General features: G+C 67.2%; 21 protein-coding genes. 12 read left to right on the forward strand and 9 right to left on the reverse strand.

Going from position 1 to position 22,730, the window contains the following annotated elements:
* Nucleotides 1-20 precede the first annotated feature (20 nt).
* The 10 genes from DSM104440_RS08940 (at nt 21) to DSM104440_RS08985 (ending at nt 8,473) form a co-directional block, all read left to right on the forward strand.
* Nucleotides 21-1,778 (forward strand): sensor histidine kinase, encoded by a 1,758-nt coding sequence (locus tag DSM104440_RS08940; RefSeq protein ID WP_171161794.1) that lies wholly within the window; start codon nt 21-23, stop codon nt 1,776-1,778.
* Between the two features lie 44 nt (nt 1,779-1,822).
* A complete protein-coding gene (gene xrtH, locus DSM104440_RS08945) occupies nt 1,823-2,323 on the forward strand; it encodes an exosortase H (protein ID WP_171161796.1) in 501 nt (166 codons plus the stop codon).
* 1 nt (nt 2,324) lies between these two features.
* Complete coding sequence (locus DSM104440_RS08950) at nt 2,325-2,960, forward strand: exosortase H-associated membrane protein (protein WP_171161798.1); 636 nt, start codon at nt 2,325-2,327, stop codon at nt 2,958-2,960.
* Complete coding sequence (locus DSM104440_RS08955) at nt 2,957-3,544, forward strand: lipid-binding SYLF domain-containing protein (RefSeq protein WP_171161800.1); 588 nt, start codon at nt 2,957-2,959, stop codon at nt 3,542-3,544. The genes DSM104440_RS08950 and DSM104440_RS08955 overlap by 4 nt, the downstream gene beginning before the upstream one ends.
* Nucleotides 3,545-3,589: 45 nt before the next feature.
* The gene (locus tag DSM104440_RS08960) at nt 3,590-4,552 is read left to right on the forward strand and encodes a Bug family tripartite tricarboxylate transporter substrate binding protein (protein ID WP_171161802.1); all 963 of its coding nucleotides are present in this window, start codon (nt 3,590-3,592) and stop codon (nt 4,550-4,552) included.
* Nucleotides 4,552-5,925 carry an MmgE/PrpD family protein gene (locus DSM104440_RS08965; protein ID WP_171161804.1) on the forward strand — a complete coding sequence of 458 codons (1,374 nt, stop codon included), beginning with the start codon at nt 4,552-4,554 and terminating at the stop codon, nt 5,923-5,925. Before DSM104440_RS08960 ends, DSM104440_RS08965 begins: the two co-directional genes overlap by 1 nt.
* A 10-nt stretch (nt 5,926-5,935) precedes the next feature.
* Nucleotides 5,936-6,898, forward strand: a complete 963-nt coding sequence (locus DSM104440_RS08970; protein WP_171161806.1) for a D-2-hydroxyacid dehydrogenase family protein — start codon at nt 5,936-5,938, stop codon at nt 6,896-6,898.
* Between the two features lie 10 nt (nt 6,899-6,908).
* Nucleotides 6,909-7,571: a CPBP family intramembrane glutamic endopeptidase gene (locus DSM104440_RS08975; protein WP_171161808.1), complete on the forward strand. Its 663-nt coding sequence runs from the start codon at nt 6,909-6,911 to the stop codon at nt 7,569-7,571.
* Between the two features lie 90 nt (nt 7,572-7,661).
* The gene (locus tag DSM104440_RS08980; protein ID WP_171161810.1) at nt 7,662-7,820 is read left to right on the forward strand and encodes a DUF3309 family protein; all 159 of its coding nucleotides are present in this window, start codon (nt 7,662-7,664) and stop codon (nt 7,818-7,820) included.
* Nucleotides 7,820-8,473, forward strand: a complete 654-nt coding sequence (locus DSM104440_RS08985; protein ID WP_171161812.1) for a hypothetical protein — start codon at nt 7,820-7,822, stop codon at nt 8,471-8,473. Before DSM104440_RS08980 ends, DSM104440_RS08985 begins: the two co-directional genes overlap by 1 nt.
* Here the strand turns inward: DSM104440_RS08985 and DSM104440_RS08990 are convergent.
* The 3 genes from DSM104440_RS08990 to DSM104440_RS09000 form a co-directional block, all read right to left on the reverse strand.
* The gene (locus DSM104440_RS08990; RefSeq protein WP_171161814.1) at nt 8,470-8,799 is read right to left on the reverse strand and encodes an EF-hand domain-containing protein; all 330 of its coding nucleotides are present in this window, start codon (nt 8,797-8,799) and stop codon (nt 8,470-8,472) included. The two genes, DSM104440_RS08985 and DSM104440_RS08990, sit on opposite strands and share 4 nt — an antisense overlap.
* Nucleotides 8,796-10,310: a S10 family peptidase gene (locus DSM104440_RS08995; protein ID WP_212758277.1), complete on the reverse strand. Its 1,515-nt coding sequence runs from the start codon at nt 10,308-10,310 to the stop codon at nt 8,796-8,798. Before DSM104440_RS08995 ends, DSM104440_RS08990 begins: the two co-directional genes overlap by 4 nt.
* 145 nt (nt 10,311-10,455) lie before the next feature.
* Nucleotides 10,456-12,465, reverse strand: coding sequence for an acetyl-CoA carboxylase biotin carboxylase subunit (locus DSM104440_RS09000; protein ID WP_171161818.1), 2,010 nt, complete (start codon nt 12,463-12,465; stop codon nt 10,456-10,458).
* Nucleotides 12,466-12,547: 82 nt separating this feature from the next.
* On the opposite strand from DSM104440_RS09000, the gene DSM104440_RS09005 reads away from it, so the two are divergent.
* Both DSM104440_RS09005 and DSM104440_RS09010 read left to right on the forward strand, forming a co-directional pair.
* On the forward strand, nt 12,548-14,176 hold the full coding sequence (locus tag DSM104440_RS09005; protein ID WP_171161820.1) for an alkaline phosphatase family protein: 1,629 nt from the start codon (nt 12,548-12,550) through the stop codon (nt 14,174-14,176).
* 40 nt (nt 14,177-14,216) lie between these two features.
* Nucleotides 14,217-15,149, forward strand: coding sequence for a S1C family serine protease (locus DSM104440_RS09010; RefSeq protein WP_171161822.1), 933 nt, complete (start codon nt 14,217-14,219; stop codon nt 15,147-15,149).
* Nucleotides 15,150-15,700: 551 nt separating this feature from the next.
* On the opposite strand, the gene DSM104440_RS09015 is transcribed toward DSM104440_RS09010, so the two are convergent.
* Genes DSM104440_RS09015 through DSM104440_RS09040 form a run of 6 tightly spaced genes read right to left on the reverse strand, consistent with a single transcriptional unit; the run spans nt 15,701 to nt 22,729 of the window.
* A complete protein-coding gene (locus tag DSM104440_RS09015; protein WP_171161824.1) occupies nt 15,701-18,406 on the reverse strand; it encodes a beta-propeller domain-containing protein in 2,706 nt (901 codons plus the stop codon).
* Between the two features lie 17 nt (nt 18,407-18,423).
* Nucleotides 18,424-19,254, reverse strand: a complete 831-nt coding sequence (locus tag DSM104440_RS09020) for an enoyl-CoA hydratase/isomerase family protein (protein WP_171161826.1) — start codon at nt 19,252-19,254, stop codon at nt 18,424-18,426.
* Nucleotides 19,255-19,270: 16 nt separating this feature from the next.
* Entirely contained in the window at nt 19,271-20,878 is a 1,608-nt protein-coding gene (locus tag DSM104440_RS09025; protein ID WP_171161829.1) for a carboxyl transferase domain-containing protein, read from the reverse strand.
* A gap of 11 nt (nt 20,879-20,889) precedes the next feature.
* Nucleotides 20,890-21,336, reverse strand: coding sequence for a hypothetical protein (locus DSM104440_RS09030; protein WP_171161831.1), 447 nt, complete (start codon nt 21,334-21,336; stop codon nt 20,890-20,892).
* Entirely contained in the window at nt 21,333-22,487 is a 1,155-nt protein-coding gene (locus DSM104440_RS09035; RefSeq protein ID WP_171161833.1) for an acyl-CoA dehydrogenase family protein, read from the reverse strand. The genes DSM104440_RS09030 and DSM104440_RS09035 overlap by 4 nt, the downstream gene beginning before the upstream one ends.
* Nucleotides 22,487-22,729 (reverse strand): hypothetical protein, encoded by a 243-nt coding sequence (locus tag DSM104440_RS09040; protein ID WP_171161835.1) that lies wholly within the window; start codon nt 22,727-22,729, stop codon nt 22,487-22,489. The genes DSM104440_RS09035 and DSM104440_RS09040 overlap by 1 nt, the downstream gene beginning before the upstream one ends.
* Nucleotide 22,730 lies beyond the last annotated feature (1 nt).

Consider the following 22,730-nt stretch of genomic DNA (forward strand, 5'->3'; position numbering starts at 1 on the left):
TCGCAGCTATACTCGGACGAATGAGGTCTTTCTGGATCGCCGTATTGCTCGCAGGTTTCCTGCAGGCGCCCGTTGCCACGGCGCAGCAGGATGTCGCGCGCGACGAAACGACCTGGCGCGTCGTGGTCATCCACAACGCCGACTACCTGATCCCGGCCTCGGCCATCATGGAGCAGGCCCTGCGCGAAACGCTCTCGCGCGAGGCGCCCCATTCCGTGGAGTTCTTCGGGGAATCGCTCGACTCCTTCCGGTTCGGGCGAAAGCTCGAGGGCGCCACGCTCGCGTTGCTCCGGCAGAAATACGCGGGGCGGAAAGTGGACCTCGTGATCGCGCGCTCCCGCCAGGCGATCGACTTCGCGGCGCGCTACCGCGACGAGCTCTGGCCGGGCGTTCCGCTCGTCTTCTACAACGAGCTTCCGGAAGCGCTCCGCGAGAATGGCCCGCCCGCCAACGCGACCGGCGTGCTGATCGACCTCGACCTCGCGGCCACGATCGCCATCGCCCGCCGCCTGCATCCGAATGCGCGCGCCCTCCACATGATCGCCGGGGCATCGCCCTACGACCAGCGATGGAAGGAGCGGATCGAACCGCTGCTCGCACGGCTGGGGGTCGACTACAAGGTCACCTGGCTCGACCACCTGACCGTCCCCCAGATGCTCGAAGCGGTCGCGTTGCTGCCCCCCGATTCCCTCGTCTTCTACATCTCCGTGGTGACCGACGCGGGGGGCAAGCCGCGGGCGAGTACGCAGGTTGCGCGGCAGATCGCGGCCGCGTCGGCCGCGCCCGTCTATGGATTCTTCGAAACCTACCTCGGCACCGGTGTCGTCGGTGGCGCGATCCCCGATTTCGCGACCCAGGGCACCTCGGCGGCACGGCTTGCGCTGCGCGTGCTCAAGGGCGAACCGGCGACCTCCATTCCCATCGAGCCCGCTTCGCCCGCGAAGTGCATTCTCGATGAACGGGCACTGCAGCGTTTCCATGTTCCCGAGAGTGCCGTGCCCAGTGGCTGCGAGATCCAGTTTCGGCCGCGCTCGGCCTGGCGCGACTACCGCTGGCCGGTGCTGGTCGCGGCCGTCACGATCGTGGTGCAAACGATGCTCATCGCGGTCCTGTTCACGCAACGAAGCCGGAGGCGTCGCGCGGAGACCGCGGCGCACCAGCGCAGCGTCGAGCTCGGACATGCGCTGCGCCTGGCGACCATCGGCGAAATGACCGCGGCGATTTCGCAGGAGATCGACCACCCGCCCGGCGACGGCCCGCGCGCGAGCGAAGTGATGGAACGCATCAGGGCCATCCTGCAGAAGCACGACGTCGCGCGCGAGGTCTTCGATCCCAACGAGCTGGTGACCGATGCGCTCCACCTCATCGAGGCGGAGGCTGCACGGCGCGGGGTGTCCCTGGATGTGCAGACCGCGCCGGGAGCCCCGCGGATCACCGGCGACCGGATCCAGCTGCAACAGTTGCTCATCAACCTCGTCCTCAACGCGATGGACGCGATGGCGCAGGCGCCTACGGGGTCGCGCCGGGTTGTCGTGCGCCTCAGCCGCCTCACGGGGCAGAAGGTGCAGATCAGCGTGAGCGACATCGGCCACGGCATCGGTCCCGAGATCAGCGATCGCCTGTTCACCCCATTCTTCACGACCCGGCCTCGCGGGCTGGGCCTGGGCCTCTCGATCGCCCGTACGATCGCGCAAGCCCACGGCGGCACGATCCAGGCGGAAGGCAACAGCGCGGGCGGCGCCACGTTCCGGGTCACCCTGCCCGAAGCCGGGACGTAGCCGGGCCGAGGGAATTCCCTCGGCGCCCCTATAATCGCGTGGTCATGCGGCATTTTGCGATCACATTCGTTGTCCTCCTCGTCGTCCTCTTCGCCCTCGAGCTCACCCCGATCGGCCAGTCCGTGGTCATCCCCTGGACGGAATTCGTCGCGAAGATGAGCGCGGGGCTGGTGACCACGTTCGACGGCAGCGCGATGGCGCAGGGCAAGGCGCTTTTCAACCCCACGACCGGGTTCGGCGTCGTGATCGAGGCCGGCTGCAATGGCGTGGAGGCGATGCTCGTGCTGCTCGCGGGGATCCTCGCCTACCCCGCGTCGTGGCGCGCGAAGGCGATCGGCCTGGCGGTCGGTGTCGTGGCGATCCAGGCGCTCAACGTCGTGCGCATCGTGAGCCTCTTCTACCTCGGGCAGTGGAACATGCAGTGGTTCGAGTGGGCGCACCTGTACGTGTGGCAGGCGCTGATCATGCTCGACGCGCTGATCGTGTGGCTGCTGTGGATGCGCTCAGTGGGCGCGGGGCCGGCGCCGCAGCCCGCGGCGGCCTGACGTGTTCGCGAGCCGCGGGGAAATCCTCGCGCTGCTGGGCAAGACCCTCCTGCTGCTGCCGCTCGCGCTCGTCGCGTGGTTCTTCGCGGCTCCGTTGCTCAATTCGGTGGCCGCGCACGTCGCGAAGCCCGTGATCTCGCTGGCGAGCGGCGCGAAGATGGCGGGCCCCGTGATGCAAGGGCATCTCGCGCGCTACGAGCTCACGCTCCACCCGCCCTACGAGCGGCGCGAGCTGCAGCCGGCCATGACCGAGCTCGAGGTCAATGCCTCGACCTTCAGCTTCGGCATCGCGCTGTTCGTGGCCCTGTCGCTCGCTTCCGCGATGTCGCGCCGTGCGGGCCCCATGGCCATCGGCGCGATCGTGCTGCTCATCGCGCCCGCGTGGGGCGTGACCTTCGACATCCTGCGGCAGCTCTCGGCCGTGCACGAGCTCGCACCGTACCTGGCGCTTTCGTCCTTCGGCCGCGAGGGCATCGCCCTGGGCTACCAGGTCGGGTCGCTCCTGCTCCCCACGCTGCTGCCCATCGCGCTCTGGCTGGGGCTCAACCAGAGAAGGATGCTCATGCCCATGAAGGCGCCGGAGACGGCTTCCGGTGGTAGTCTGGCCGATGCAGTACCACCCAGGGAGAAGTCATGAAGACGCAAGCCGCGACAAAGCTGCTCATCGCATCACTCGCCGTGTTCCTCGCAAGCTGCGCAACCGGCGCGGGCGACAGCGTCGACAAGCGCCGCGATGCCCTTCGCAAGATCCACGACGAAACGCTCGTGGAGTTCTACAAGACGAAGCCCGAGATCAAGGCCGAGCTCGAGGCCGCCGTGGGCTATGGCGTTTTCGACGGCTCGCAGGTGAACGTGGTGCTCTTCGTGGGTTCGCTGGGCGCGGGTGTGCTCGTCGACAACAAGGACAAGAAGGAAACGTTCATGAAGCTCGCGCGCGCCGGCACCGGCCCGGGCGTGGGCTACAAGAGCTATCGCCAGCTGCTCGTGTTCAAGGACCGCACGCTGTTCGATGCGTTCCGCACGGTCGGCGCGGACGTTGGCGCGTCCGCGGACGCGACGATGAAGACGAAGGCAACCGGTGGCGTGTCCCTCGACGGCAGCGTGTCGTTCAACCCGCTGCTCTCGGTGTACCAGTACACGGAACGCGGCGCGCTTCTCCAGGCGAACTGGGGCGGCGTCGCGTACCTGCCCGATGAAGAACTGAATGCCCCGCCGCGCTGACGGCACTTATAATTTGCACGAACCGTTCCGGAGAAAGACAGAACCATGAAACGCCTTGCACTGACCCTCGTCGCGCTGGCGGGACTCGGGATCGCGACCGCATCGCTGGCCCAGCCCTATCCCAACAAGACCGTGAAGATCATCGCGCCCGTCGCACCTGGCGGCGGTGTCGACCTCACCGCGCGCACGGTGGCCGAAGCGCTCACCAAGTCGCTGGGCCAGTCCTTCATCGTCGAGAACATCTCGGGTGGCGGCGGCGTGATCGCTTCGCAGAACGTGAAGAATGCGGCGCCCGATGGCTACACGCTGATGCTGGGCTACGTCGCCACGCACGGCACGGTGCCCGCGGTGCGCAAGGTTCCTTACGACGCGCTCGCCGACTTCACGCCGATCGCGATGGTGGCGGGCACGCCCAACGTGCTCGTCGTCGGCGCGAACGTGCCGGTGAAGGACCTGAAGGGTCTCGTCGATTATGCAAAGAAGGAGAAGGTGAGTTATGGCTCGGCGGGGCAGGGCTCGCTCACGCACCTCGCGATGGAGCAACTCAAGCTCGCCGGCGGCTTCGATGCGGTGCATGCGCCGTATCGCGGCATCGGCCCGGCGATCACCGATGTCCTCGGCGGCCAGACGCAGATGATGATGCCCGGTCTTGCCGCGGCGCTTCCGCACATCAGGGCCGGCAAGATGAAGCCCATCGCCATCACCGGCGAGCGGCGCCACCCGCTGTTGCCCGATACGCCGACCTTCGAGGAATTGGGCTACAAGGGCTTCACGGGCGTGCAGTGGTACGCCATCGTCGGCCCCGCGAAGATGGCGCCGGAAGTCGTGAAGCGCCTCAATGACGAAATCAACAAGGCGATCGGCACGCCGGAGCTGCGCCAACGCTTGTCGGGCGAAGCGCTCGATCCCATGCCCATGACGCCGGAGCAATTCGGCCGCTTCATGCAGGCCGACATCGCGCGCTGGTGGAAGCTCGCCCAGGACCGCGGCATCAAGCTCGAAGACTGATGGCGCGCAACACGAAGGTCGCGGCGGACCCCAACGCGCCGCCGGTCACCCGCACGCTCGCGAAGCTCGTCGCCACGCATCCGTCGCGCGGCTGGAGCGATGACGTCGAGCACCAGGCCCATCGCACGTTCCTCAACTGGGTGGGCTGCGCCATTGGTGCTGCGCGCCACGACAGCGTGGAGGCGACGCTCGCCGCGCTCGCGATGATGAAGCCTTCGCCGCAGTCCTCCGTGCTCGGCCGCAGCGAGAAGGTCGACATGGCCGGCGCCGCGCTCGCCAACGGCATCTCGTCGCACACGTTCGATTTCGACGACACGCACCTGCGCACGATCATCCATCCGGCGGGGCCCGTGGCCTCGGCGCTGCTCGCACTTGCGGAAGTCACGGGTGCGACCGGCCGACAGGTGATCGACGCGCTCGTCCTTGGCGTCGATGTCTCGTGCCGCGTGGGCAACATGATGTATCCCGAACACTACGACCGCGGCTGGCACATCACCGGCTCCACCGGCACGCTCGGCGCGGCCGCGGGTTGCGCGCGCTTGCTCAGTCTCGATGAAGCGAAGACCACGATGGCGCTGGGCATCGCCGCTTCGCAGCCCATCGGCATGCGCGAGCAGTTCGGCACGATGACCAAGCCCTTCCATCCGGGCGGTGCCGCGCGGGCGGGGTTGATGAGCGCGCTGCTGGCGAAGAACGGTTTCACCGCGAGCCCGCGGGCCATCGAGGCCGCGCGCGGCTACGCGCAGACGGTGTCCACCAAGAACGACTGGAACGAGATCACCGACCAGCTCGGCCAGCGCTTCGAGATCGCCTTCAACACCTACAAGCCGTTTGCCTGCGGCATCGTGATCCATCCGACGATCGACGCGGCCACGCAGTTGCGCGACAAGGGCATCAAGCCCGCCGACATCGAGCGCGTCGAACTGAAGGTGCATTCGCTGGTGCTCGAGCTCACGGGCAAGAAGGAACCAAAGGACGGGCTCGAGGGCAAGTTCAGCGTCTACCACGGCTTCTGCTGCGGCTTGATGGTCGGGCGCGCGGGCGAGCACGAGTACGACGATGCGTTCGTGAATCGTCCGGACATGGTGGAGCTTCGCCGCAAGGTGGTCGCGACGGTGGACGATTCCATCTCCGAGGAATCGGCGGATGTCGTGGCCGTGCTGAAGGATGGTCGCCGCGAGCACGTCTTCGTGAAGCATTCGATCGGCTCGCTCGAGCGGCCGATGACCGACGCGATGCTCGAAGCCAAGTTCCGCGACATGGGCGAGCCGGTGATCGGCAAGGCGAGAATCGATGCCGCCATCGCCGCGTGCTGGGATCTCGGTAACGCGAAGGATGTCTCCGCGGTCGTGAAGGCCGCGTCATCGTCATAGGGTCCGCGCCATGAAGGTCGTGGTACTGGATGACTACGAGGATTCACTGCGGCGCACCGCGGACTGGAGCGGCATCCAGGCGCGGGCCGAAGTGGTGTTCCACACGGAGCGGCTCTACGGCGAGGCGGTCTACGACGCGGTGAAGGACGCCGAGGTCATCGTGCTCGTGCGCGATCGCACGCCGTTCAAGGCGGCGCTCCTCGCGCGGCTTCCGAAGTTGAAGCTCTTCCTCTTCACCGGCGTGCGCAACGCGCAGCTCGATGCGCAGGTGCTCATCGATCGCGGCATTCCCATCGGCATCACAGAGGCGGGCTCGTCGAAGGAAAGCACGAGCGAGCTCGCGTGGACGCTGATCCTCGTCGCGGCCAAGCGCCTCGAGGCCTATCTCTCGCTGGTGCGGCAGGGCAGGTGGCGCGACGGCAAGGCGCTGCCGACCACGCTGGCCGGTGAACGCCTGGGCATCATCGGTCTGGGTTCGATCGGACAGCGCATCGGCGCGATCGGGAAGACGATCGGGATGGAAGTCGTGTGCTGGAGCCCGAACATGACGCCGGAGCGTGCAACGGCCGGTGGTGCAGTCGCCGTGAGCCTCGAAGAGCTGCTGTCGACCTCGAAGGTCGTGAGCCTGAGCCTCGTTCCGTCGGAGAAGACACGAAAGCTCCTGAATGCCGAGCGCCTTGCCACGATGCGGCCCGATGCGATTCTCGTGAACACCGCGCGCTCGGCGCTGATCGACATGGCCGCATTGCCCGCGGCGCTCGCGGCCGGCCGTCCCGGCATCGCCGCACTCGATGTCTACGACGAGGAGCCGCTGCCTGCGGGGCACGCGCTAGCGAAGCTCGACAACGTCGTGTTGAGCCCGCACCTCGGTTTCGTGAACGAGCCCGTGTTCAAGAAGTTCGGCGAAGGCGTGGTGGAGAACCTCACCGCCTGGCTGGACGGCAAGCCGCTCGCGAGGGTGTTCAAGCCGTAAAGGGGAGTCCATGCCCTTGCGCGACCACTGGAGGGGTCATCTCCTCCTCTTCGACCAGCGACCTCCCACGGATCTCGCGCCGGCCGCATGCCTCAAGCTCGCGCTGGTCTTCGTGCTTCTCGAGTGTGTGCTCGGGCCGCGGCTGTGGCTGCTGGATGCGCTGGGCATCGCGCAGCCACCCGCTGCGATTCGCGTCGCTGTGCTGCTCGCGCTCGCCTTGCTCCTGGTTCGCTACCTTGTGCGGGTTCCCCTTGCGGCGATCGGACTGAAACGCTGGAGCGCGTGGAGCCTCGCAGAGAAGTCCTACTTCCTGCAGGTCGTCGTGGCGGCCACGGCGATCTTCGTCGCGCTCAACCCGAAAATCCTCGCCGTGCCTGCGCTGGTGCTCGCGACGAACTTCGCCTGGGGGTTCTACCAGGAGGTGGTCTACCGCGGGATCCTCCAGACTGCGCTCGTGCAACGCGTCGGTGGCGTTGCCGGCGTGCTGCTCGCGAATGCGATCTTCACGTTCGGGCCGCTGCACTTCTATCACTTCTCGGGGAACGCTCCGCTGCCGATGTTCGCGGCGATCTTCGCGATCGGCCTGCTGTTCGGCGCGATCTTCCACCGGTCGGGCAACCTGTGGATCGTCGCCGTGTTCCACGGGCTGGGCAGCGCCTTCCTGCTGCGCTGACGCAGGCCCTTTTCCCATGTGCGCTACCGTACCGACGCGGCCGCGAGACGCCGCTATCTTGGGGTGGGCATTTCGCCCCTGGAGCAAGCCATGAGTCTCGGAACCATCCTTCTCATCGTCCTCATCCTCATCCTGGTCGGCGCACTACCGGCGTGGCCGCACGCGCGCAGCTGGGGTTACGGACCCAGCGGCGGACTCGGCCTGGTGGTCGTCATCATCATCGTGCTGATCGCGCTCGGCCGTATCTGATGCGCGCGGTCATCGTCGCGCTCGGGCTCTCGTTTTGCGCGCTCACGCCGGCCTCGGCCCAGTTGAGCGTGCAGATCGGGATCAACCTTCCGTCCTATCCGCAGCTCGTGGCCGTGCCGGGTCATCCGGTCTACTACGCGCCGCAGGTGCACTCGAACTACTTCTTCTACGACGGGGCCTATTGGGTCTACGAGCGCGACAATTGGTACTCGAGTGCCTGGTACAACGGCCCGTGGGGTCGCGTGGGGCCGGAAGCGGTTCCCCTGTACATCCTGCGCGTGCCGGTGCGCTACTACCGCCATGCGCCCGCCTACTTCAGCGGATGGCGACGCGACGCTGCGCCGCGGTGGGGCGAGCATTGGGGACCGGATTGGCAACGCAACCGCAGCGGATGGAATCAGTGGGATCGCTCCAGCGCGCCGGCGCGAGCTCCGCTTCCTTCCTATCAGCGGCAGTACGCCGGGAACCGGTATCCGCAATCGGAGCAGCAGTACGAGATTCGCGACCGCAGCTACAAGTACAAGTCGCGTGACCCCGACGTCCAGTCTCACTACCGGGACAGTCGTGGACAGCAAGGGCAGGACCACGGCCGCGACAACGACCGCGATCGCGAGCATGGGTCCCAGGGCAAGGGACACGGGAAGGGCGGCTAGAGGCCCAGGTGGCGCTTGAGGTCGTCGAAGCGGACGACGCCGGCGCGGCGCGTGTCGATTGCGTCGAAGTTCTCGGCGACATAGCCGAACCCGGCGGCTAGCGCCTGCGAACGCGTGAGCGTTCCCGACTTCGCGGTATCGGCCGCATCGAACTGGTCGCGAAGTTTCTTCTCCACCTGCGCCTTCAGCGCATCGCCGCGCGTCTCCACCGGCGGCGGCCCCACGCGCTTCACGTGCGGCGGGACGTAGGGATCCGTCCAGCCCGGTTCCTGCCCGAGAGCGGAACCCGCAAGGACCAGCCCTACGAGGGCGAGGATCTTCTTCATTGCAGCGCGCTCCGGTAGAACTCCACGAGGTCGGCGCGTTGCGCAGCGCGCGTCGCGTCGTCCAGGTAAGTCATGTGGCCGCCCGAGTAGTTCCGCACGAGGATGTTGGGATTGGCGCCGAGGCGCTGCAGGTCGCGCTCGGTCACGAACCAGGGTGTAGCGAGGTCGTGATAGCCGCTCACGGCCAACACCTTCAGGCGCGGGTTGAGCGTCATCGCGGTGGCGAGGTCGGGCACTGCGTCGGGCAGCGACAGGCCGTCGTGCGTGAAATTCCAGAAGTTGATCGCGTTGCCGAGCGTCGTGTAGCTCGACGGCGTGGTGAAGCGCAGCGTGTTCGTGAGGTAGCCGCTCAGGCCGCTCGCGAAAGACGAGTCGATGAACGCGCTCGAGATGTCATAGCCTGCGGGCACGTTGGTCGCCGACATCCGCGCGTCGTAGCGGCCGAGGATCTCTCCGGGCCGCAACACTTGCCGGAACGTGTCCGGACCCATGTTGAAGTTCGCCTGCCAGCGCGCGACGGTGATGCCGGTCGCGTTCGTGAGCACCTGCAGGTTCGCCGGGTCGGGAATCGCGCGCGTGGCGAAGAACGTCGAGATCGCGGGACCGTAGAAATTGTCCGTGAGCCCGCGAAGCTCTTGTGCAAACGTACCCAGCCCGGCGACGTTCACCGGCGGGCTCGTCATCTGGAACCACGCGCCGACGGCCCCGTACGTGCCCAGGAAGCCCGCGCACCCCTGGCCCGATTCGCGCAGCCCGCAGTTGGAGTTGTAGTTGAGCACCGACGACTGCAGCACCACGCCGGACAATCGAATGCCCGCACTTTCCATGAGCCGCGCGAGTACGGCGCTGCGTGTCGTGCCGTACGACTCGCCGAACAGGAACTTGGGGGATGCGCCGCGATTGTTCACCGAGACGTAGCGGCGGATGAAGTCGCGGAACACCGCGGCATCGCTGTCCACGCCCCAGAAGTTGCGATTGGTGTTGGGCGCGACGGCCGTCGAGTAGCCCGCGCCCACGGCGTCCACGAACACGAGGTCGGTGAGGTCGAGGATGCTCTCGGCGTTGTCGACCAACGGGAACGGAACGGGCACGTCCGTCCTCGGTGCCTTCGCGTCGAGACGCTTCGGGCCGAACGATCCCATGTGCAGCCACACCGTCGCCGAGCCGGGGCCGCCGTTGTAGAAGAAGGTGACGGGCCGCGTGGCGGGATTGCTGCCGTTCAGCGTGTAGGCCACGTAGAACATCGTCGCGTCGGGCGCATCCGTTCCGAGGCGGCGCGCGATGAGGTGGCCCGCGGTGGCGGTGTAGGAGAGCGCCTGGCCCGCGACCGTGACCGTGCCCGGCGTGACCGAGCTGTTTTCGTTCGCATCGACGATCGACCCGCCCTGGGCGTTCGAATAGACGAGCGGGTCCGTAAAGGCGACCGTGGGCGGGGGCGTGACCGGGGCGCCATCACCGCCGCCGCCACCGCCGCCGCATCCCGCGAGCGCCAGGAGGAGGGCGGCCTTCACGAAAAGGGGACAGTCCCCTTTTCGGAAATGGGGTCTGTCCCCTTTTTCTGCGAAAACGCGAGTCATGCGTCGGAGAATACTGATCTGCCGAGGGCAACGTCTGTAACCGGACGTTGCAGGACGAAAAAGGGGACTGTCCCCTTTTTCATTCCTTGAAGGCGAAGAGGACGGCGTCGGCGGGCACGAGCTGGTTTTCCTCGAAGGCGACGCGGTCGATCACGCCGTCGCGCGGGCTCACGATCGTGTGCTCCATCTTCATCGCCTCGAGGATGAGGAGCGCCTGGCCTTTCTTCACGCTCTCGCCGGCCTTCGCCATCAACTTCACGACGCGCCCGGGCATGAGTGCCGTGAGGCGCGCATCGGGCATGGATTCCGCCGGCTCGTAGTGGAACGGGTCCACGAGTTCCAGCTCGAAGCGGCCCGCGGGAACGACGGCGGAGATCGCGGCACCCAGGCGTGCGACGTGCGCGAAAAAGGTTTCGTCGTCGAGGCCGATCTGCAGGCGATCGCCGTGCGAGGGACCGATCGTCACTCTGTGCGCCTTGCCGCCCACCGTGACCGTGGCATGGCCGGCTTTCATCACGGCGTCGACCGCGATGACGTTGTCATCGGCTGCGCGAAACTCCATGCGCCGCAGCGCGGGCTGGTTGAGGCGCCAGCCGCGCGCGTCGTTCCACGGCGAGGACGGTGCGTCGGCATGCGCGCGCTGCTCGTCGAGGAACACGCGGGCCGCGGCGGCGACCAGCGCTTCGAGCGGGACATCGCCGACGGCGGGAAGGAGGTCGGCGCGATGACGTTCGATGAACCCCGTGTCCGTCTCGCCCGCGAGGAACGCCGGATGACGCACGACGCGCTCGAGGAATGCGAGGTTCGTCTTCACGCCGAGGAGTTGCGTCTCGGCAAGCGCGGCCTGCATGCGGCGCGCGGCTTCGGGCCGGTCGTCGCCCCAGACGATCAGCTTCGCGATCATCGGGTCGTAATAGACGCTGACTTCGTCGCCTTCGCGCACGCCCGTGTCGAGGCGCACATCCGCATGCGCGTGATGCTCGTGGCCTTCCTCGGCGGTGTCGTGCGGCTCGCGCAGCACGCCGATGGTGCCGATCTCGGGCAGGAAGTTGTTCGCGGGATTCTCGGCGCACAGGCGCACTTCGATCGAGTGCCCGCCCGAAAGGATCTCGGCCTGCTGGAGCGGCAGCGGTTCGCCCGCGGCCACGCGCAGCTGCCACTCGACGAGGTCCTCGCCGGTGATCATCTCGGTCACGGGGTGCTCGACCTGCAGGCGCGTGTTCATCTCCATGAAGAAGAACTGGCGATCGGCGCCGGCGATGAATTCGATCGTGCCCGCGCCGCGATACTTGATCGCGCGCGCCGCAGCCACGGCCGCCTTGCCCATCGCTTCGCGCATGTCGTCGTCGAGGTAGGGCGAGGGCGTCTCCTCGAGCACTTTCTGGTGGCGCCGCTGGATCGAGCACTCGCGCTCGAACAGATGCACGTAGTGGCCGTGCGTGTCGCCGAAGACCTGGAACTCGATGTGGTGCGGGCCTTGCACGAAGCGCTCGAGGAGAACGCGGTCGTCGCCGAAGGCGTTCTTCGCTTCGCGGCGCGCGGCGGCGAGCTGCTCGGCGAATTCGGAATCCTTCGTCACCAGGCGCATGCCCTTGCCGCCGCCGCCGGCCACGGCCTTGATGAGCAGCGGGTAGCCGACCTTCTTCGCCTCGCCGGCGAGGAACTTTTCTTCCTGCTTTTCGCCGTGATAACCGGGCACGACGGGCACGCCGGCCTTCTCCATGATCGCCTTGGCGCGATCCTTGAGGCCCATCTGTTCGATCGCCTCGGGGGTCGGCCCGATGAACACGAGTCCCGCCTTCTCCACGGCGCGCGCGAAATCCTCGTTCTCGGAAAGGAACCCGTAGCCCGGGTGGATCGCTTCGGCGCCGCAGGCCTTCGCGACCGCGATGATGCGTTCGCCATTGAGGTAGGAATCGGCCGGACGCGGCCCGCCGATGCAGTACGCCTCGTCGGCCTGTTCCACGTGCAGCGCGTGCGCGTCGACGTCGGAATGGACCGCGACGGTGCGCACGGCCAGGCGCTCGCAGGTGCGGATCACGCGGCAGGCGATTTCGCCGCGATTGGCGATGAGGATCTTGGAGAACATCGGGGTGGCGGGATTATAGACGCCCCCGCCTTTGTTGCAGGGCACCAATGGGGTCTGTCCCCATTGGTTTAATCTACGGCCCATGAAAACCATCTTTTCGTTGTTCCTGGCCGTCGTCCTCGCGGGTTGCGCGGGAACGAACGAAACCGCAGCGCCCGCCAAACCGCGGCTCGTTGTCTTCTTCGTCGTCGATGGCCTGCCGCAGCGGCAGGTCGTGGACTATCGCGATCAGTTGGCGCCCGATGGCTTCCGGCGCTTCCTCGACCGCGGCGCGTGGTTCGCCGATGCGCACTACGGTCACTCGCTGACGGCCACCGCGCCGGGGCACGCGACCATGCTCACCGGCGCGTATCCGCATCGCACCGGGATCATCGGCAACGAATGGCGCAATCCGGACACCGGTGAAGCGGTGTACTGCACGGGCGACACGAGTGCGACCTACATCGGCCACAAGACCGAGAAGCTCGACGGCACGAGCCCGAAGAATCTGCGCGCGGAAACGGTCGGCGACGTCCTCAAGCGTGTCGATGGGCGTTCGAAGGTCATCGCGATTTCCGGCAAGGACCGCGGCGCGATCCTTCCGGCCGGAAAGACCGGTGTCGCCTACATGTACATGGCCGAGACGGGCCGCTTTGCCTCGACCACGCACTACATGCCCGCGCACCCGGCCTGGGTGAAGGCGTTCGATGAGTCGAAGCCCGCGGACCGCTGGTTCCACAAGGAATGGCGGCCGCTTCTCGCCGACCCCGGGGCCTACGCGAAGTCGCTGCCCGACAACCAGAAGTGGTACGCGAAGGGCGGAGAACTTCCGAAGCGCATGGGAGAAGAGCTCGACAAGCCCGGGCCGAAGTACTACCGCGAGCTCCTCGCGACCCCTTTCGGCGATCAGCTCACGCTGGATTTCGCCGCGGCAGCGATCGCGGGCGAAGAGCTCGGCCGCGACGACTCGCCCGACATCCTCTCGGTGAGCCTCTCGAGCCATGACTACGTGAACCACGCCTACAGCGCGGAATCGCGCCTGTCGCACGACCACGTACTGCAGCTCGATCGCGCGCTGGCCTTGTTCTTCGCGGAGCTCGATCGCGTCGTGGGCAAGGACGCGTATGTGGCCGTGCTCACCGCGGATCACGGCTTCATGCCCGCGCCCGACCACAGCCTGACGCTCGGCCGCAACGCGGGCAGGCAAAGTGGCGCCCAGGCGCTCACGCGGCTGAACGCCGCGCTCGTGAAGCAGTTCGGCGAGGGCAATTGGGCCGTGGGGTTCTCCGCCTACGGTTTGCTGCTCAATCGCCCGCTCATGGCGCAGAGGGGCGTGGACCGCAACGCATTCGGCGAGGCCGCACGCACGCAGCTCCTGACCGAGCCGGGCTTCGCGCACGCGTATACGCGCGCCGAGATCGAGAGTGGCAGCAAGGCGGGCGCGCCGTACTTCGATGCCGTTCGCAAGACCTGGCATCCCGATCGTTCGGCGGACGTGCAACTGGTCCTGAAACCGTATTGGTCGTTCACCGGCGGCGCGCCGGCCACGCACGGCTCGCCGTACCCCTACGACACGAACGTGCCGATCCTCTTCTACGGCCCGAAGTGGGTGAAGCCGGGGCGGGTTGATGCACGCGTTGAAGTCGTGGACATCGCGCCCACGCTTTCGGGAATGCTGGGAGTCACGCCGCCGCCGCTCTCGGAAGGGAAGGCACTGCCGCTGCCGCGCTGACGGGGTTGCAACCGGGTGCGGGAGCACCCATGTGCAACCCATGAACGACCTCTCGCTGTTCGACGCCTACTCGGGCGCCGTGACCGCGGCCGTGAAGCGCGTGCGGCCCGCGGTCGTCCACCTCGCCGTTGAACGTCCCGACGGCCGCCACGGCAGCGGCTCGGGTTTCGTGATCGCCCGCAGCGGCTATGCCGTCACCAACAGCCATGTCGCGAGCGGCGCGCGCACGATCAACGTGAGCCTGCCCGACGGGCGCGAATCCTCCGCCGATCTCGTGGGCGATGACCCCGGCAGCGACCTCGCCGTGATCCGCCTCACGGCACCCGTGGACGAGTTCTGCGAGCTGGGCGATTCATCGCGCATCGAGGCAGGACAAGTGGCGGTCGCGATCGGCAGTCCCTATGGCTTCCAGCACACGGTGACCGCGGGGATCGTGAGCGCGCTCGGGCGCACCATGCGCGCGCAGAACGGGCGGCTGATCGACGACGTGATCCAGACCGACGCGGCACTCAATCCCGGCAACTCCGGCGGGCCGCTCGTTGATTCGCGCGGCGACGTGATCGGCGTGAACACCGCGGTCATTCTTCCCGCGCAGGGCGTGGGCTTCGCGATCGCCGCGAACGCCGCGCGCCGCATCGTGGGTTACCTCATCACGGAAGGGCGCGTGCCGCGCGCGCGCATCGGCCTCGCGGGGCAGACCGTGCCGGTCTCGCGCCGCGTCGTGCGCTACTTCGACCTGCCGAACGAGACGGCGGTGCGCGTGATGATGGTGGAGAAGGAAAGCCCCGCGGCGAAAGCCGGCGTGATGGAAGGCGACCTCGTGGTCGCCCTCGACGACGAACCGATTCGCAGCGTGGACGACCTGCAGCGACTACTGACCGGTCACGACAGCGCGCGGCGCGAGAAGCTCGTGGTCATCCGGCGCACGCAGCGGCTGGAGTTCATCGTGAAGCCGCATCCTCTGTCGTCCTGAGAGACGGGTTGGGGTAGGTCAAGGGCGTCGAGGGAGTGACTCATGCGAGCTGCACCGCTCGCTTGCGCTCGCGGTTCCCTCGACCTTCGAAAACAGGCGGCGTCACGGTCTGATCGTCAATCTCTCTACCGTGTGCAGCGCTGCGGCTGCCCACTTGTCTCGACCGTGCCGAAACCCCGCCTGTTTTCGAAGCTCTCGGTGCGCTCGAAATCGTCACTCCCTCGACGCCCTTGCCCCACCCGCGGCACCGGGGCACGGATAGCGTCGTCACTGCATACGGGCGATTGCGTTCTTCCATCTGGTTGCACTTCGGCGATCCGGCGCGACAAGGCCGTCGACCGAGTGCCGATTTCGAGCGCACCGAGCCATTCGAAAACGGACGGGGTTTCGGCACGGTCGAGTTGAGTTGAGGACCGCAGCGTCCTCAACAATAGGGAGGTTGACGATCAGACCGTGACGCCGGCCGTTTTCGAATGGTGAGGGGACCGCGAGCGGAGCGACGCGGTGCAGTTCGTATGAGGCACTCGGTCGACGGCCTTGTCGCGCCTCTATCAAAGCGGCCCGACAGCGTTCCCCGTCGAATCGATCTTCCAGAACTTTCCGTTGCCGACGTAGACCGTGCCCTGCTTGAAGATCACCGACCGGCCCATGGAACTCCCCGCATCCGGACTCGGCCCGAGGTAGGGCGAGTTCGACGGGGCATGCGTGACCAGCGTCGGAAGCTGCACGAGCTTCGCGTCGGCGGGCGTGGTGCCGCGCACTTCGAAGCGCAGCAGGCCGCTTTCGAGCCAGGGATACATCGTCGAGTCGCCGCCTCCCGAGTTGGAGCCATCGTGGATGCGCGCGGGAATGGCGATCGCGAGCGAGCCGTCGTCGCGCGGGAGCGATGCAAAGGCGTGGTGCTCCCGAAGCAACGCCGAATCGCTGCCGCGCTTGCCGATGAGCGTGCGCTGGATCTCGCGCGGGACGCCGGCGTTCGAGACATCGAACAGCGACAACTGCAGGCCCTGGTACCACGCGAACGAGCCGTCGCCTTGCGCGATCGCGGGCTTGGCATCCTTCCCGAAGCCCAGGAGCAGCCCGTTGGGCAGCGGGTGGAGATATTCGGAGAAGCCGGGAAGTTCGAGCGCGCCGGCGATCTTCGGATCCGCCGCGTTGGCGAGGTCGATCACATACAGCGGATCGATCAGCTTGAAGGTGACGGCGTAGAGCCGGTCGCCGACGAAGCGCGTGCCATAGAGCAGCTCGCCGGGCTTGCCGATCGCCTCGGGCCGCTGCGGATTGGGCAGGTACGAAACGGTCTTCAACGTGCCCTGAGCGATCGTCGACGGCTCGAGGATCGTGAGGCGGTTCTTGAGGGCCCCACCTCCCCACATCATCGTGTCGCTCGTGACGACGCGCAGGCGCCCCGCACTCTCGCTCATGCGGAAGGCGGCCTTGTCCATGTTGGTGCCGAGCGTGCCTTCCACAGATCCAGAACCCACGAGCGTCATCGTTTCGGCGCCCAGGCGGATCTGGTGCAGCTCGGTGGTGGAGTAGGTGAGCGGCGGAAGCAGCGCCCCGTACCACGTGCGGTAGGTGAAGCGCGAGCTGGCGACGTAGAGGTTGTCGGTGGAGGCGTAGATGGCTTCCGCCGAGCCGAGGATGGCGAGTGACTGCGCGATGCGCTTGTTCGTGAGGTCGATCGCGTAGATCACGACCATGTCGGCCGGGATGACCCGGTCGCCCTGCGGCGGCACGAAGATGGAGGCCGCATCGACGAGCGGGACGTTCGCGCCGCCGTTGATGCTCACGTTGGGGAGGAGCTGTGCCAGGGGCGTGGCCGCGAGGAGCGCGCGGTTCCCTTCGACGCCGGGCGGGTAGCTGGTTCCGTAGACGAAGCCGGGGATCTTCGGCACGTAGCGCGCCACGACGTAGAGGCGCTCGCCGATCCGGCGGGACGACACCATGTATCCATCGACCTTCGCGTGCCACGTGGAGGCAGGGAGCCCGCTGCCGGACGTGTCGAAGATCTCGATGCTGGTCGCGCCGCCCGTCCACGCGCCCGATATCGCCCACGGGCCATCCGGATAGTAGCCGCTCGGTCCGGGCCCCGTGAGGGACACGAGCCGCTGCGGCAACGTGTACAGGCCGGCATTGATCATGCTGTTGTACACATTGCTGGCGCCGGAACCCGACGGCATGAGGGGGACCGTTCCGGCAATCGCGATCTGCGCGCCGTCATTCGCCACCTGAGCGATGCGCAGCTCGGGTTTGCGGATGTTGCTTTCATACGTGAATGTGTAGATGCGATTGCCGTCGGTCTTCACCACGTCGGCTTCATCGACACCGGCTTCCTGGAGATTCGTGCTCGAGAAGGACGCGGCGGGAGGTGCGGCCGAGAAATCCGCGCCGGTGCTATTCGAGGAGACATTCAGCATCGCCGCGTCGAGGAAGGCCTTCAGCGATGCGTTGCTCGCGAAGTTCGCGAGCTGGCGATCGGCGGGGCGGCTCGACACACGGCGGCCCAACTGGGTCATCCACGCGCCGTCCGGACTCGCGCCGGCGGCGAATGTGCCACTGATCTGGTTGCGGAGATACAGCTCGGATTCGCCATTGCGGTCGAACGTCACGCGGCCCGCCGGCGTGGTGGTCGTCGCTTGCGCCGCGCAGGTCGGGCAGGCGCCGCGCGTGGCGTAGAAATTCACCGTGCCCGTGCTGCCTCGGTCGAACCCGGCGTACCACGTCGGGGCGCCGTTCGCGTCGTAGCTGTAGAGGACGCCGCCGAGGATGTCTCCCTGGTGCGTGAGCGAGAGTCCCCAGCCGCTCGAGTCGGGATTGAAGTAGACGCCGCTGTGGTCGACTTCATTCGTGATGCCCGACAGCCGGAAGGGTTCGATCTTCCAGGTGCCGGCCTGCCCGCCGACCGTAAAGCTCACTTCCGCGCTCTCGGGCGTGTTCACCTTGAGGCCCAATGTTCCCACCACCTCGGTCGCGCCCAGGCGGCCGTTGGTCCAGCGGTGCTTGCGAAGCGGCCAGCTCGCGGCGCCGAAGGTGCCCTGCGCGCTGTACCAGACGGGCGCGCCGGCTGTGTCGTAGGTGTACCAGAGCACCATGGTCTCGGTGCCGGCGTTGAAGATCTCGAAGCCGTGGCCGGAGCGCTGGGCGTTCCACCAGAGGCCCTGGGCGAAGGGCGAGCGCTCGGCGAGGGTGGCGGCGGCGGTCGGAAGCGCAGCGAGAAAGGCTACGAGGGTGAGGCAGATTCGGCCCAGTTTCATCGCTGGCTCCTTGTTATTCAGATTCCCTGTGGCGGTTCGATCGGCGCCGGTGCTTCTGGTTCCGCGGGAACCCAGGAAGCCTTGCGTTTTTCCAGGAATGCGGCGATGCCTTCGCGTCCCTCGGGTGAGGTGCGGATCTTTGCGATCCGCTCGGCCGTGTCCTGCAGGATCTCGCTGTGCATCGGCCGGTTGGCCACCGCGCGGATGAGGTCCTTGGCTTCGCGCTGGGCGACGGGCCCCGCGAGCATCATCGCGTCGATGATGTTGCCGATCTTCTCGTCGAGGTCCGCTTCATCCTGGGCGAGGTCGTGCACGAGGCCGATGCGATAGGCCTCGGCGGCGTCGAAGCGCTCGCCGGTGAGGAAGTAGCGCCGCGCGGAACGCGCGCCCACGGCGGCGATCACGTAGGGCGAGATCACGGCCGGAATGAGACCGAGCTTCACTTCGGAGAAGCCGAACTGCGCCGTGCTCAGCGAGACGGCGATGTCGCAGCACGCGACCAACCCCACGCCGCCGCCGATGGCCGCGCCGTGCACGCGCGCGATCGTGGGCTTGCGCAGGTGGTCGAGCGTGCGCATCAGCGCACCGAGCGCCATCGCGTCGCGCTGGTTCTCGTCCTTCGAGTAGCCCGCGGCGCGCTTCATCCAGTCGAGGTCGGCACCGGCCGAGAACGACGGACCCGCGCCCGAGATCACGATTGCGCGCACCGAATCCTCGGCTTCCATCGAGCGCAGGGCTTCGGTGAGGTCGTTGATGAGCGCGTCGTCGAACGCGTTGTGGCGTTCGGGACGGTTGAGCGTGACCAGGCCGATCGGGCCCTGGTGTTCGATGACGATGGTCGTGGCCATGAGCTTTCTCTTTTTTCTACATGCGGAAGACACCGTAGCGGGTGTCCTCGATGGGTGCGTTCATGCACGCGGCGAGCGCGAGGCCCAGCACGCGGCGCGTGTCCGCCGGATCGATCACGCCGTCGTCCCAGAGGCGGGCGGTGGCGTAGTAGGGGTGGCCTTGCCGCTCGTACTGCTCGCGGATCGGCGACTTGAAGGCTTCCTCTTCTTCCTTCGACCAGGCGCCATTCTTCGCTTCGATGCCGTCGCGCTTCACGGTCGCGAGGACGGAGGCGGCCTGCTCGCCGCCCATCACGGAGATGCGCGCGTTGGGCCAGGTCCAGAGGAAGCGCGGGTTGAAGGCGCGGCCGCACATGCCGTAGTTGCCCGCGCCGAAGGAGCCGCCGAGGATCACCGTGAGCTTGGGCACCTTCGCGCAGGAGACCGCGGTCACCATCTTCGCGCCGTCCTTGGCGATGCCGGCGTTCTCGTACTTGCGCCCGACCATGAAGCCGGTGATGTTCTGCAGGAAGAGCAGCGGAATGCCACGCTGGTTCGCTAGCTCGATGAAGTGCGCGCCCTTCAACGCCGACTCCGAGAAGAGGATGCCGTTGTTGGCGAGGATCGCGACCGGATGGCCGTGCAAGTGCGCGAAGCCGCACACGAGCGTGGAACCGTAGAGCGCCTTGAACTCGTGGAAATCCGAGCCGTCGACCAGGCGCGCGATGACTTCGCGAATGTCGAAAGGCTGGCGCGGGTCCTTGGGCACGATGCCGTAGAGATCCTCCGCCGGATACAGCGGCTCGGTGACCGGCGCCATCGCGACCGGCACTTCGCGCTTGAAGTTGAGGTTGCGCACGATCTCGCGGGCGATCGCGAGCGCATGGCGGTCGTCGTCGGCGAGGTGGTCGGTGACGCCGGAGGTGCGCGAATGCACGTCGCCGCCGCCGAGATCTTCCGCGGTGACGACTTCGCCCGTGGCCGCCTTCACGAGGGGCGGGCCGCCGAGGAAGATCGTTCCCTGGTTCTTCACGATGATCGACTCGTCGCACATCGCCGGCACGTACGCGCCGCCCGCGGTGCACGAGCCCATCACGGCGGCGATCTGCGCGATGCCCGCGGCCGAGAGATTCGCCTGGTTGTAGAAGATGCGGCCGAAGTGTTCCTTGTCCGGGAAGACTTCGTCTTGCAGCGGAAGGAACGCGCCGCCGGAATCGACGAGGTAGATGCACGGCAGGCGGTTCTGCGAAGCGATCTCCTGCGCGCGCAGGTGCTTCTTCACGGTGATCGGGTAGTACGTGCCGCCCTTTACCGTGGCGTCGTTGGCGACGATCACGACTTCGCGGCCCTCGACGCGGCCGATGCCCGTGACGATGCCGCCACTGGGCGCATCGCCGTCGTACATGCCGTGCGCGGCGAGCTGCGAAAGCTCGAGGAAGGGCGCGCCCGGATCGAGGAGGGCGCGCACGCGGTCACGCGCGAGGAGCTTGCCGCGGGCGGTGTGCTTTTGCTGCGCCGCGGGCCCGCCGCCCTCGGCCACCCGCGCGACCTGGTCGCGCAGGGTGGCGACGAGCGCGGACATCGCCTCGGCGTTGGCCTTGAATGCGGGCGATGACGGATCGAGGCGGGATTTGATCGTGGGCATTCTCAGGCGGCTTATCGGGCTTTGCGGATGAAGGGGCGGAAGGACGTGCGCAACGCGAGGCTCACGAGCACGCCGCTCAGGAACCAGCGCATCTCGCCGCCCATGAGCAGGTGCGCCGAACCGAAGGCCATCGGGAGCTCCGCGAGCGCGCCGCCGATGGCGAGCTTGCTCGCGACGGCCGTGCGCAGCGCCGGGTTCGGTTTCTCGGACTTCTGGTCGGCGAGGTAGGGATCGAGCACGCGCCGGTAGGTCGTCAGGTAGAGCAGCGCGGGGATGATCGAGAGCAGGCCGCCGATGAGCGCGTAGCGCGCCCATTCCGCGTCCAGGCCCGTCCACGGCGCGCCGGCCTTCTGCACGTAGAAATAGACCACGACCGCGATCACCATCGTGCCGATGAGCTGCACGACCCAGGTGAGGACGAGCGGGTTCGGCAGTTGCTGCGGGGACGGCGCGGTCATCGAGCCAGTTCGCGCGCGATGAGCAGGCGCTGGATTTCGCTCGTGCCCTCGTAGATCTGCGTGATGCGGGCGTCGCGATAGTGGCGTTCGACCGGGTAGTCGCGCAGGTAGCCGTAGCCGCCGTGGATCTGGATCGCCTTCGAGCACACCCATTCGGCAAGCTCGGAGGCGTAGAGCTTTGCCTGCGAGGCTTCCGAAAGGCAGGGCAGGCCTTCGGTGCGCATGCGGGCGGCGTGATGGATCAGCAGGCGCGCGGCGTTGATGCGCGTGTGCATGTCGGCGAGCATGTTGCCGATCGACGGATGCTCGGTGAGCTTCTTGCCGAACTGCGTGCGTTCCTTGGCGTAGGCCAGCGCCGCCTCGAACGCGGCCCCGGCGATACCGAGCGCCTGCGCAGCGATGCCGATGCGTCCGCCTTCGAGATTCGAGAGCGCGATCGCGAGCCCCTTGCCGCGCGGGCCGAGGAGGTTCGCTTCGGGAACGGTGCAATTGTCGAAGACGATCGCGCACGTGTCGGACGCGCGAATGCCCAGCTTGTGTTCGAGGACCTGCGGCTTGAAGCCCGGCGCATCCGCGGGAACGAGGAATGCGGAGAGGCCCTTCTTGCCGAGGTCGGGATCGGTGACGGCGAAGACGATCGCGATCTTCGCGCGCTTGCCGTTGGTGATGAATTGCTTGGAGCCCTCGAGCGTCCACGTGCCGTCGGCGAGGGTCGCGCGGGTCTTCAGGTTGTTGGCTTCGCTGCCGGCCTGCGGCTCGGTGAGGCAGAAGCAGCCGATCACCTTGCCGGTGGCCATGTCGGGCAGCCACTGCTTCTTCTGCTCGGGCGTTCCCCACGCAAGGATGGGGCCGCAGCCGACGGAGTTGTGCACGCTCATGAGCGTGGCGGTGGAGGCGCAGCCCGCGGCGATCTCTTCCATCGCGAGCGCGTAGGAGAGGTAGTCCGTGTACGAGCCGCCCCATTCCTCGGGGACGATCATGCCCAGGAGTCCCAGTTCGCCCATCTTCGCGACGACCTCGTCGGGGATCCAGCCGTCCTGGTCCCATTTGGCGGCGTGCGGCGCGAGCTCGCCCTGGGCGAAGTCCCGGGCCATGTCGCGGACCATCCGCTGCTCGGTGGTCAGGAAATCGGCGGTCGTGCGTTGCAGCATTATTTTTCGGCCTTCTCGATCGCTTCCTCGGCCTTGCGGTTCAGGTCCGACTCGAGTCCCTTGGCGGTCTCGAGCGCCTTCACCGCATCTCCTCCGTAGGCGCGCTGTTTCGCGCGCTCCCGGGCTTCGGCTTGCTCGGTGGCGGCATCCACCTTCGGTGGGGGTGGCTTGCCGCAACCTGAGACGAGCACCAGCGCGACACCCGCGGCGAGAGCGATCAGCGCCCGCGGGTTGCGCGGCATA

The organism is Usitatibacter palustris (genome assembly GCF_013003985.1).
Classification (GTDB): domain Bacteria; phylum Pseudomonadota; class Gammaproteobacteria; order Burkholderiales; family Usitatibacteraceae; genus Usitatibacter; species Usitatibacter palustris.